Source organism: Vibrio coralliirubri (assembly GCF_024347375.1).
Classification (GTDB): domain Bacteria; phylum Pseudomonadota; class Gammaproteobacteria; order Enterobacterales; family Vibrionaceae; genus Vibrio; species Vibrio coralliirubri.
On record NZ_AP025470.1, the window covers coordinates 3,252,152 to 3,264,971 of the forward strand.

The window sequence follows — 12,820 nt, forward strand, 5'->3', positions numbered from 1 at the left end:
ATTATGTTCTCTCCGTTTTGCTTAGCCACATGTTATCCATACCCTCGCCTTTGATTTGCATTGGGTATACGTGCTCGGTGTCATCCACACTAATATCGACAAATACCAAACGGTCTTTCATCGCCAGTGCTTTTTCCAAACCTGATTCCAGTTCATCCGGAGATGAAATACGCATACCAACGTGGCCATAAGCCTCAGCGATCGCAGCAAAATCAGGAACAGAGTCCATATATGAGTTAGAGTAACGACCTTGATAAACAATGTCTTGCCACTGTTTTACCATGCCTAGGAAACGGTTGTTAAGGTTAATAATCTTAACAGGAATATTGTATTGCAGCGCAGTCGACAGCTCTTGGATATTCATTTGAATACTGCCGTCACCGGTTACCACAACCACTTCTTCATCTGGTTTAGCAAACTTAACGCCCATACCAGCAGGTAGGCCAAAGCCCATCGTACCTAGACCACCAGAGTTAATCCAACGACGTGGCTTGTTAAACGGGTAGTACAAAGCAGCAAACATTTGGTGTTGACCTACATCAGAAGCAACATAGGCATCGCCATTGGTTACTTTATGCAGCGTTTCAATTACTTGCTGTGGTTTGATGCGCTCAGACGATTTCTCGTAAGCTAGGCAGTCACGCTCTTGCCACTGCTTGATTTCACTCCACCAGCTTTCAATCGCTTCTGCATCGTTAGTGCCGCCTTGCTCAACGAGCAAGCTCACCATGCTCTCTAGAACTTTTTCAGCAGAACCTACAATCGGTAGATCCACTTTTACGTTCTTAGAGATCGAAGATGGGTCGATATCAATGTGCATGATCTTCGCATCAGGGCAGTACTTATCTAGGTTATTGGTCGTTCGATCATCGAAACGTACGCCAATACCAAAGATCAAATCCGCATTGTGCATCGCCATATTGGCTTCATACAAACCATGCATGCCTAACATACCCAAAGAGTTCTTATGAGTGCCAGGGAAAGCGCCAAGCCCCATTAGGGTGCTTACCACAGGTAAATTCAGTGCCTCTGCTAATTTTAACAGCGGCTTATCTGCCTCAGAAATAACCGCACCACCACCGACATAAAGTACCGGCTTCTTCGCTTCAAGAAGGGCTTTTAGCGCCTTTTTGATCTGACCTTTATGACCCGTAACCGTTGGGTTATACGAACGCATTTTGATCGTTTCTGGGTATTCATAAGGAAGCTTGATTTGTGGGTTTAAGATGTCTTTCGGCAGATCAATAACCACAGGACCGGGACGTCCTGTCGTTGAAATATAGAATGCTTTTTTAACGACTTCAGGGATATCTTCCGCTTTCTTAACTAAGAAGCTGTGTTTAACGATCGGGCGTGATACACCCACAATGTCACACTCTTGGAAGGCGTCGTTACCAATAAGGTTATTTGGTACGTTACCAGAAATAACAATCATTGGGATTGAGTCCATGTAGGCGGTTGCAATACCAGTAACGGTATTGGTCGCACCTGGACCAGAGCACACAAGTACTACACCCGGTTTACCGGTAGAACGAGTATAGCCATCTGCCATGTGGGTAGCGGCTTGTTCGTGTCGTACTAATACGTGTTTAATTTCAGCAGTTTTAGCATGCAGCGCATCGTAGATATCAAGTACAGAACCACCTGGGTAACCAAAGATTTGTTCTACACCCTCTTCAATTAGAGACTGCACCACCATCTCAGCGCCGGATAACATTGCTGTTTCAGGTTTTGTTGTCATATTGCTCTCCTCACCAGTTTCCAATCATATTTGGTGAACATGTTGGGCTGGTTTTTCATAGTCTAGGGCTTATTCGTAGCCTAATTCGAAATACTTCCACTTTTTCGGCTATGGCTGTCTGTCGTGATAACAACAAACAGTAATACGAAACAACTTTAACGCTTTATTATCATCTGGTCTAACACCTGTTATTCGGCAACTGTGCCAAAAAACCAACTATTAGCTCAAAGCATTAAACAAAACCTAAATCAACCTTAACAACTAGTTTTAAACACTGGATGATAGATGAAAAAAAGCACTTAATATTTCAATAGATCACTATTTATCGATAAACAGCGAGCCTGATGGTGTGCGCTTTCGCACATTGTGCTGTGTCATTAGATACAAAAAATCCCCCTAAAAATGCAATCACATCCGTAGGGGGATTTTTAAACAACTGAAAATTTATCTAAGCAGAAAACTACTTATCTTTAGGCTTTTCGTTGTACATTTCTTCGATTTCGTCTTGATACTTATCGTTGATAACTTTACGACGCAATTTTTGAGTTGGTGTCAGTTCACCATCATCCATAGAAAATGCTTTTGGTAGCAGTTTGAATTTCTTCACTTGCTCAAACTTAGCCAGTTCTTGCTGTAGGTCATTCACACGCTTTTCTAGCATCTCGACGATTTGGTGATGCTTAACAAGCTCAACGCGATCGTGATACTTGATATTAAGCTCTTTGGCGTACTCTTCTAGCGAGTCATAGCAAGGAACAATCAGCGCAGAAACGAATTTGCGTGTATCAGCGATAACAGCAATCTGTTCAATAAAGTGATCTTTACCAATCGCGCCTTCAACCACTTGCGGTGCAATGTACTTACCACCAGAGGTTTTCATCAGCTCTTTGATACGATCGGTAATGAACAGGTTACCATTTTCATCAAAATGGCCCGCATCACCGGTTTTCAAGAAACCGTGCTCATCGAATGTCTTAGCGGTCTCTTCTGGCATCTTGTAGTAGCCGCGCATCACCATTGGACCACGAACAAGAATCTCGTCCTTCGCACCAATTTTTACTTCTGCGCCCGGCATCGACATACCAATCGAATCAGGGTTAAAACAGCGGTCATCCCAACAAGATACTGTTGCTGTGGTTTCTGTCATGCCGTAGCCAAGTTTTACGTTGATGCCGATAGCATGGAAGAAGCGACCAATAGTCTCATCAAGCTTCGCGCCACCACATGGCATGAAGTTGATGTTACCGCCGAGTAGAGCGCGCAGTTTAGATAGCACAAGCTTATCGGCTAGCGCATGGCTCTTCTTCAGCATCAACGATGGCGTACGACCTTCTTGGTGACAAACTGAAAGCTTTGCTCCCATGTTCACCGCCCAAGTAAATAGCACTTTACGAATAAATGGCGCTTTAGATACCTTCTCGTGAATCGCAGAGAAGATCTTCTCGTAGAAGCGTGGAACCGCACACATTACAGTAGGTTTCACATCACTTAGCGCATCACGCACTTGCATCGTATCTTGCAGGTAGCAGTTGGTTGCGCCTTTATAGAGAACGTAGAACGTCCAAGCACGCTCAAATACGTGTGATAACGGTAGGAAACACAATGAGACATCATCTTTGCTTAGGCTAAGGCGCTCATCGTGGCCTTCTAACTGGTAACCAATATTGGTGTAATCAAGCATTACGCCTTTTGGCTGACCTGTGGTACCAGAGGTATAGATAAGAGTTAGTAAGTCGTCCATGCTTGCATCTGCAAGACGCACGTCAAGTTCAGCTTGTTGTGCTTCAACGCCACGCGCCATGAAGTCATTCCAAGATACAGCAAAGCTGTGTCCTTGCAGGTCGATGTCATCAGACATAGCCACAACAACTTCTAGCTGCTCGCACTCTTCAAACAGGCTAACCGCCGCATCGAATTGAACTTGCTCACCAACGAATAAGATCTTCACATCTGCATTTTGGATGATGTAAGAAGACTGTGCTGCTGTGTTCGTTGGATAAATCGGCACAGTCACAAGGCGTGCTTGTAACGATGCAAAATCTGCCACGGTCCATTGAGGCATATTGTTCGAATAGATACCGATCTTATCCTGAACTCTCAGTCCTTGAGCCAACAGTGCTAATGAAAGCGTATCGATTTGTTGTCCAAACTGTTCCCAGCTAATGCCTTGCCATACATTGTCTACTTTGTGCTTCAAAGCTGTACGGTTGCCGCCTTGGGCAATTTGGTCACGAAGTCTTTTTACGATATGAAAATCTAAATTGGCCATCTCTTTACCTTTGGCTTACACCTGTAAGCTTTTTTGAGCGCACAAGTGTACCTCTGATCATGGAAAAGGCAACTGATGAAGCTCAAAGTTATCAGTAATAGTACGTCTAACGCTAAGTTTTCTACCTACTAAAATAGCGCGCATAAAAAAGCCCCAAGCCAGACTCCTAGCTTAGGGCTTATAAATCATAGGGATTAGTGTCTAGTTAAGTGCCACTACTTCGCCACAGATCATCATTAACTGATCTCGTAACCAAATGTGTCCTTTATCCTTTTCACTTGATTCGTGCCAGCTTAGGAAGCCAGAAATCGCCGCATTATCGAATGGGAAATCTAGAATCTGAAGCTGCTCTTTGTTTGCTGCATGTTCTACCATCCAACGAGGAGCAATTGTTACTAGTTCAGATTGACCTACAACGTAAAGAACGTTGCTTAAGCTCGTACCTTCGTAGAAAGGCGTGCAATCTAGGTCACGGTAAGCTTGCTCAGAGAAGCTACGTTGACCATGGATGCGAGACAGTTTTGCGTGCTTTTCGTTAAGCAGCTCTGCCGCAGAAACTTCACCGTTGATACGTGGGTGAGAAGCAGAAGCAACCACAACTAATTCGTCTTGGAAGATTTCAGTGCTTGAGAAGCCTTGCTCATCAAAACGAGCGTAATCAATAACGAAGTCGATTTCTTGGTAGCGCATACGCTCAGAAAGTTGACGATCGAATTCAGCATCCATGTGCAGTTTAACGCTCGGTGCTTGGTCGTTGATTGTCGACATAATCTTAGGAGCAAAGCGCATGTCACAAGGGCTGCAAATCGCAAGTTTGAACAGGCGAGAAGACGACTCTGGAGAGAACACAGAACTTGGTAGTTCATTGCGTACTAATTGTAGCGCTTGACGGATTGGACCAAACAACTGACGAGCACGTTGAGTCGGTTGAATACCACGACCTTGACGCATGAATAGTTCGTCGTTAAACATCACTTTTAGACGAGCAACAGCGTTACTTACAGCAGGCTGAGACATACCCAGATTGTGAGCTGCACGTGTAATGTTTTGCTCTTGCATAACTGCATCAAATACAGTCAAAAGATTTAAGTCGACTCCACGAAGTGTGCTTTCCATTCTGTAGCTTGCAATAGCACTCATTGCGTCTTTTTTATCTAACATTCAAGTTGCCTCTTGTCGGTTCGACAGCGTTAAATTGGTAATGGTATGAGAATAGATAACCACTAATTCTTATATTTATCAGACCGATGTTTTTCGGATTGACATTACTATTAACCAATACATCTCGAGCTACCAACAAGATTGATAAAGAATAATTTTATTTTATCTTAATGATTAAATAACATCTAAAAATCAGTAATTTATAGAGTTATAAAAAAATATAAAAAGCGTAACTTATGAGTTTGATTTCGACTTATTTAGCTGTTCTATCTTTTGGTTACAATTGTTACAATTTATTGAACCGATGAATTAGTTGACCAGCTAATTCAGAAATAACACTTATGAGTTAGGTGAGCGATGCATAACTTGGAAAGTCTACCTTGTCCCAAAGTTGCTTTCTTAAGTCATCTTGATTAGACCAATTCCCCGCTAATACCCACTCAACGAGTGCACTTGCCACGTCTGGATAGGTGACCACTTCAGCCTGTTTTTCACTGAGCCAAGCACGCAAGATAGCCGCATCTAAAAGGTCATGGTTTGAGCTAATCCAAGAGCCTCTAGCGTCGCCACATTGCTCTGTTGTTCGAACTGCCCTTCGAGTGGTTTGAGAAGCAATTTCTTCCCCAAAGTTAGGGCTTCAGATGGCAATTCAAAGCCGCCATTTGCGACCACACCAGAGCACTGATTGAGGTCGAATTGAAAGCCCTCATGACTGAGTGGTTTGAACTCAATATTTTCGACTCGGCTGTGCTCAATCACATCCGGATGGTAACAGACAAAGTTGTGCGAAATGAACTTCATCAGCAGCTCTGAGATCGACTCAAGATCCTCAAATGGCAAATAGACCAACGTAAAGTCTTGTGCTGTTTTGGTTTGTTGCTCACCAATCAGCGTGTGAACGATAGGCGGCAAAATCGGTTGTTCAAAGTGATACCAGTGCAAGCCAATAGAGTGCTCGGTTGGGGCGAAATGTTGAATCACTGAATGTTCAATCCAGTTACCTCCTTCTTTAGGTACATCATAACGAAACGCATTCTGATGGCTTATCCCAATACATGGCACACCTTGTCTCTTAGCCGCCCATGCAGTGACAGGCTCAAAATCATTAATCACTAAGTCATAAGGCGTAAGATCGATCTGGTTAATCTCACGGAGAAATCGCCAGATGTTGTTCTTCATGAATGTTTTGCCGTATTTAACCTGCCCCTGCTCGCTGTAAAAAGTTAAGCCGCTGCGGGTCTGATAATTGCCAAACGCTTCCATCGAGAAGTATTTGCTCTCATCTCTCCCAGAGAACAGAAAGTCGACATCTATATTGTGCTGACGAAAAGCGACGGCCATTGCTCTCGCTCGAGCGATGTGCCCATTTCCTGTGCCTTGTACGCCATATAAAATTTTCATGCATGTTCCTTTAAATTTACCACTTAAGCTCGGCAGTGGTTGCCAACAAAATAATTACAGGATGAAGCTGATAGCGAGGCTGGTACAAGCGACGCCCAAGGCTGCGCCAATCAGTACATCCGTTAAAAAGTGCACACCGAGCAAGATTCGAGAGCCTGCAATCGCAGTTGCCCATACCAAGCTAAAGAGGTACAAGCTCGGATAGAAATGTCCAATTAAGGTCGCCATAACAAAAGCCGCAGCGGAATGCCCTGAAGGCAGGCTGTATTTATCGGATGGCACAATATGAGAGTGAAGCAGTGAAGAGAATTCAGCTGGTCTGCGGCGCTTGAGGGTGTTTTTAGCAAACCAGTAAATAGGTAACTCGATTGCGAAGGCGGTTAAGCCCACCAATAGAAAGTCTCGACCGGTGTTGCTATCGGCCAGCAGCGCAATCAAGGCAATCAAAACATAAAGGTGTCCATCTCCAGTATGAGACACGGCTTTACTGAGCGTTGCATGTTGCCCACCATAGCGGTTGTTTAAACAGAAAACAGAAAATGCCACATCCCAGCGGACAATAGGTTCGATAGTACGCATACGATCTCCTTAACAATCCTTATTCAGTTAAGGCTCAAGTTATGCCCAACAAATGACAGTTAAGTGACGTTTTGAATGAACTAAAATGAAATTTCCCATGCTTGATAGGCAGGTCAATGGATCAAGTCAGGATGGCGATAGACGCGGCCGATAAAAATAAAGCGACCCAAGGCCGCTTTATTCTTCTATGTTTTCACTTCTTTATATAAGCAAGCAAACGCTACTTCTATCGTGTTAATGGTTATAGCGATCGCTAATGATAATAGAGCTCGCTAATAATAGTAGAGCTCGCAAATAATTAAGTACTAAAGGCTATAGCGCTAATGGCTCGTGCTTTTTCACCAAACCGAAATCCGCCAAGATCGCGTAGGCCGCTGGGATCATAAACAGCACCAGTAAGGTCGAGGCAAATATGCCGAATACGATCGAAATAACCAATGGCTGGATAACCTGTGCCTGTAAGCTGGTTTCCGTCAATAGCGGTAGCAAACCTGCCGCTGTCGTCATTGAGGTCAAGAATACCGCTCGGAAACGCTCGCGACTGGCTTTCACCACCGAGTCATGCACGCTATCTCCCTCATCGACATGGTGACGAATGTACTGCACCAACAAGATGGAATCATTAACCACAATCCCGGCAAGCGACACAAAGCCCATCATGCTTGGCATACTCAAAGAATGGCCAAGTATCCAGTGACCAACGACCACCCCAATAAAGGCGAGTGGAATGGCCAACATCACGACCACAGGTTCTAAGTAGCTTCTAAACTGATAGCTAAGAATCGCAAATACACCGAATAAGCCAAGCAAGAACCCTTTGCCCATCGAAGCGCCCGTCTTGGCTGCATCCTTGGCTTCCCCTTCGAAATCAAAGCGTAAACCCGGGTACTTCTGAATAAGTTTGGCTGCTTCATCTTTTTGGAACTGAGCCAAAATCGCGGATGAACTCGCTTTCTTATTATCAATATCACCAAAGATACTGATGGTTCTCAGTCCATCAATACGTTGAATTCGCACGTAGTTACGTTGGAAATCTAGTGTCGCCAACGTTGCTAGCGGGATCTGACTGCCATCTGCGGTAATAATTGGGAAGTTAGCCAGCTGCTGTATGTCGCCCGCTTGCTCCTTATCAAGACGCACTTCAATCGAGATATTCTCAACACCGATTTGAATCTCGTCCGCCGTTTGCCCAAAGAAAGCCGCTCGTAACTGAGATGCAATCATCTGCCCATTAACATTGTAGGTTTCGGCTCCAGGGCGCAGCTTGACTAAAATCTCTTCCTTACCCATTCGCATGTCATCAAGCACGCCGTGCACACCATCAAACTGATTGAGGTACTCCTGAATATCCAAAGAAGCAGATTTCAACGCGCTCAGGTCATCGTGTTTGGCGCGGATTTCAATAGCACGACCGCCCGGCCCCATGGTAGGTTGCTTGAACACCAATGAAATAGGATCCGCTAAATCGCCAATATCTTCACGCCACGCATCAATGAAATCATCGATAACCGTATTACGGCTCTCTGCTCCGCGTAAATCTAAACGCACTGTGGCTAAGTGTGGGCCAGATTCATTGGCATCGGCGTTAGCATTGAATTGGCTAGTGATATGCTCGACCAGTGTATTGCCCTCTTCAACCTCTTCGCTCCATTGCTTGTTCAAACGCTCAGCAGACGCGACGATTTTGTCGACTACTTTTTCGGTTTGAGACAGTGATGCACCCGGCGGAAGAATAATACGCGCCTCGGCAATATCACCATCCAGCTCAGGGAAAGGTTGAAACTTAACAACGCCACCAGCAATCAAGGCGACCGAAAGTAACAACAGCGTAACCACTCCGCCCATAAAGGCGTAGCGGAACGTCACGACTTTCTCAACCATGTTCATCAAAGTGGTATTACGAAAGTTCTCAAACTTCTCAAGCAACACCACTTTAAAGCGCAGTGCTGGCTTGTCATTTTTTTCTTTGTGTAATGAATGAGATAGGTGATTAGGTAGAATCAGGAAGGCTTCAATCAAGCTCAACGACAGCACCAAAATCAAGACTTGAGGAACGGCCTTAAGCACCGCGCCCATCTCACCATCAAGAAACAGTAAGCTACCGAAAATACACACCGTGGTTAGGAAAGAAGACAGTACTCCGGGAAGCACTTTCTTAACGCCGTTGTACACCGCATCATCAACATTCTGCCCCCGGTCTAAATGGGACGCTATCGACTCGGCGATCACGATGGCGTCATCCATCATAATACCGATTGCCATCAACAACCCGACCAGCGACATAATGTTGATCGACAAACCAAGGTTGGCCATTAAGAACAAGCCACCAAGGAAGGCCACCGGCAACCCTGCCGCCACCCAAAATGAATAACGTAAGCTGAAGAACAGCCACATAGTTGCGAACACCAGCACAATACCTTGCCAACCATTGCTCACCATCATGGTTAGACGATCCCAAAGTACAGAAGAGAGATCGTTGGTCATTTGTAGTGTCACGCCATTAGGAGCAATCGCACTTTGATCTTCAACGAATCGTGTTACGTTCTCTTTGATTCGCAGCGCATCGTCTTCTTTGTTCTTACTGATCTTAAGCAGCGCCGAAGGCTTGCCATCAAATAACACCTTTTGTTCATCAAGCTCAAAGCGGTCGGTTATTTTGGCTATGTCTCTCAAACGGATCACCGAGCCATTAGGCGCAGAGCCAACCACGATGCTTTCCAGTTCAACAGGCGTAATTCGTCTCTCGTCGAAACGAATCAGGAAGTTTTTGTCTGGTGTTTCAACGTTGCCGCTCGGCAGTTTTACATTCTGTCGACCAATTTGATCTGCGATATCACCGACACTCAAGCCCAGCTGACGAATTGCCTGGGTATCCAACTCCACTCGATATTGATGATCAGAGAAACCGCTGACCTCGACCAAAGAGACATCGTAATCAAGCTTCATGGTACGCTTAAGATCTTCCGCGTAGGCCTTAAGTTCCGGCCAAGACGTTTCGGCTGTTATAGCGATATCAACAACCGGTTCATTCCAATCTAGCTCTTGAACAACAGGCGATTCAATCTCAGTTGGGAAGTCATTGATCGAGTTGATCTGGGTTTGCACATCCACCAGCATTCGGCCGATGTCCGCTTTCTCATTTAACTTGAGAATTAAACGGGCGCTGCCTTCGATCGCTTCACACTGAGTTTCTTCAATGTTGGCTAAGCCGTCTACTGCATCTTCCATTCGCACACACAAGCTCTCTTCCACTTCTTGTGGAGAAGCGCCGGGATAGACAATCGCAGCCATGATGTAAGGCGGATCGTAAGCAGGGAAGGTTTCACGTTTGATGGTTGATAGTGAGCTTATACCCAAGATCAACAACCCAAGCATCAACAAGTTTGCTGCTGTTGGGTGCCGAGAGAAAAACTTGATCATGACGCACTCTCCTGAGTATCAGACTCAAGCTCAGCCTCTTCAGAGTTGGACTCTCTCAATAACATGCCTTCGATTGCTGGCAGGACATCATTGAGAACCAGTTTATCTCCAGCTTGTAGCTCGCCACTCACAACCACTTGATTGTCTCTGCGATAAAGCACTTCAACATTAATCACTTGCAGACGCTGATTGTCATCCATCAAGTAAACCTTATCACCATGCAGTGCTCGCTCTGGAACCACCCAACTTAGATTCGCGACACCCTCAATCTCAGCTTTGACAAACATACCGTTAACCAAAGGCGTTGCGCTGTCTGGTTGCAATTGTGAGTAATCTTGAGCGATCTCGAGAATAATCCCCGCCGTCGCTTGGTTTTCATCAACCGTTTCGCTGATTCTTGCCACCTTCGCAGGCCAGCTAAGGTTCAAGTTGCCGCTGTTAAGTTGAATGCTTGCTTTGATCGGCGCTTCATAAGGATTAGGGATCCCTGCAGCATCGCGAGGAAACTGGTTAAAGCTGGAGGCTAAAGTTTGCATATCGTGAATAGAAAGTTGCGCCTCCACTTCCATGACATTAATCCCGTGAGCAATAAACATCTCTTGTTGAAGATTAACCACTTGATTTTGTTCAATATCAACCTGAGCAATTCGCATCGCTCTTGGCAAAGTGATGGTGGTCTTATCGAGAGAGCGTTGCGCCTCTTTCACTTTAGATACGTTGACCTTAATCACCGCTTCCGCGACGCGTTTTTCATCTGGCATTAACGCGATTTGGTTCGCGATATCCAACACTAGCTTCTGTTGAGACAATGCGCTTTGTTGTTGCAGGTCGACATCAGACTGAGAAGTCAGCCCTTTCTTACGCAGATCCTGTTTCCGCTGTAGCTCTTTATTGCTGATCACCAAGCGATTCTTTTCGATCTTAAGAGTCTGATTCAGGTTGTCTTCTTCTTGATTCAATTTCGCTAATGAGGTTTGGCTTGATTTTAGATCCGCCTCTGCTTGTATCAGCTTCAATTCGTAATCCAATGGATCAACCTTGAGCACGACCGTTCCTGCAGGGATCACCTGGCCTTTTTCAAGATCTGGATGTCGATAGACTATTTGGCCTGTCACCTCAGCAATCGCTTTCCATTCGACTTTAGGCACCACTTTGCCAAAGCCAACCGCTAACGGTGCTATCAGTTGTTGCTCTAGGCTCACTGTATCAACTAAGCGGGCTCTATCACCCGCAGGTTTGGTTGGAAGATCCGGCTTCAAGTTAATCGCGGCGACGAGGCCAATAACACCAACCGCAAGTGCTGGAAAGAAGAGTAGTTTTTTATTTATTTTCATTATCTTTGGTCCTGCACGGAAGAAGGGCTCGGTGCGTTAATAAAGCCTTCAGTCATCAGTTGAATGTTGTGTTCGATTAAACGATTAAGAAATTCTTCATTAATCTCAATCCCATGGATTGCCAATAAAGGCGGCGGAGCGATGAAAGGAAACACCATCAAGCTTACATACGAAACACGGCACAATTTTGGATCCATGTTCTGTTTTAAGATGCCTTGTTCAACCAACTTTTCAAAAATGACATCTTGGGCTGGCTTGGCAACATCGAGGAAAACCTTTTCGAGCAACTCTCTTTGCACTTCAGAGGGAGGCATATTCATCACTTGGGCTATCAAGCGAGGAAACTTCGGCACCTTGACCATCTCTTTGTAATAAGTCCGCATTAAATCAAGAAAGTTCTCATGACTGCTTTCTTCAACCAATCTCTGCATCTGCAATTGCATAGGTCGTAGCGTTTCACGCAGCATCGCTTCAAACAGCCCGGCCTTACTGCCAAAGTAATAGCGGATCATCGCAATGTTCACACCCGCACGCTCAGCAATCAGGCGCGTCGAGACCTTGTCGTATGGCTGAACGACAAACAGATCACGAGCATGCTCAATCAATAACTGTCGAACATCTAAGTTCTTTTGAGGTCGCCCCGCTTTTCGTGCCGTCATGGCAAAAATCCATCTCTATAATTAATCATCTGATTAATTATAGAGATAAACAGGCGTAACAGTAGAAGATTAATTACTCACTATTTAATCAAGTGATTAATTAATTTGGTCACGCTTGTGATTTTTTTGGTGAATCGTTCCATCAAAAAGATTTACTACAAAGTTTTAACCTACACATAAGCCAAACGATAAACTAACCCCCCAATACAAAACCACCAATCAGATGATTTAGCCAATAAAGCCATACAAAACAGCA

Annotated in this window: 7 protein-coding genes and 1 pseudogene; all 8 read right to left on the reverse strand. The window is 44.9% G+C overall.

The window, feature by feature from the left end; genetic code table 11:
• Position 1: 1 nt before the first annotated feature.
• The gene (locus tag OCV20_RS14715) at positions 2–1,741 is read right to left on the reverse strand and encodes an acetolactate synthase 3 large subunit (RefSeq protein WP_086773808.1); all 1,740 of its coding nucleotides are present in this window, start codon (positions 1,739–1,741) and stop codon (positions 2–4) included.
• Between the two features lie 460 nt (positions 1,742–2,201).
• Positions 2,202–4,010: an AMP-dependent synthetase/ligase gene (locus OCV20_RS14720; protein ID WP_017062927.1), complete on the reverse strand. Its 1,809-nt coding sequence runs from the start codon at positions 4,008–4,010 to the stop codon at positions 2,202–2,204.
• 201 nt (positions 4,011–4,211) lie between these two features.
• Entirely contained in the window at positions 4,212–5,171 is a 960-nt protein-coding gene (gene leuO / locus OCV20_RS14725) for a transcriptional regulator LeuO (RefSeq protein ID WP_019826889.1), read from the reverse strand.
• 346 nt (positions 5,172–5,517) lie between these two features.
• A pseudogene (locus OCV20_RS14730) lies at positions 5,518–6,572 on the reverse strand (MJ1255/VC2487 family glycosyltransferase).
• Between the two features lie 54 nt (positions 6,573–6,626).
• On the reverse strand, positions 6,627–7,151 hold the full coding sequence (locus OCV20_RS14735) for a phosphatase PAP2 family protein (protein WP_086773810.1): 525 nt from the start codon (positions 7,149–7,151) through the stop codon (positions 6,627–6,629).
• A gap of 312 nt (positions 7,152–7,463) precedes the next feature.
• Entirely contained in the window at positions 7,464–10,571 is a 3,108-nt protein-coding gene (locus OCV20_RS14740; RefSeq protein ID WP_086773812.1) for an efflux RND transporter permease subunit, read from the reverse strand.
• On the reverse strand, positions 10,568–11,905 hold the full coding sequence (locus OCV20_RS14745; protein ID WP_050654179.1) for an efflux RND transporter periplasmic adaptor subunit: 1,338 nt from the start codon (positions 11,903–11,905) through the stop codon (positions 10,568–10,570). The genes OCV20_RS14740 and OCV20_RS14745 overlap by 4 nt, the downstream gene beginning before the upstream one ends.
• Positions 11,905–12,564 carry a TetR/AcrR family transcriptional regulator gene (locus OCV20_RS14750; RefSeq protein WP_048609655.1) on the reverse strand — a complete coding sequence of 220 codons (660 nt, stop codon included), beginning with the start codon at positions 12,562–12,564 and terminating at the stop codon, positions 11,905–11,907. Before OCV20_RS14750 ends, OCV20_RS14745 begins: the two co-directional genes overlap by 1 nt.
• Positions 12,565–12,820 lie beyond the last annotated feature (256 nt).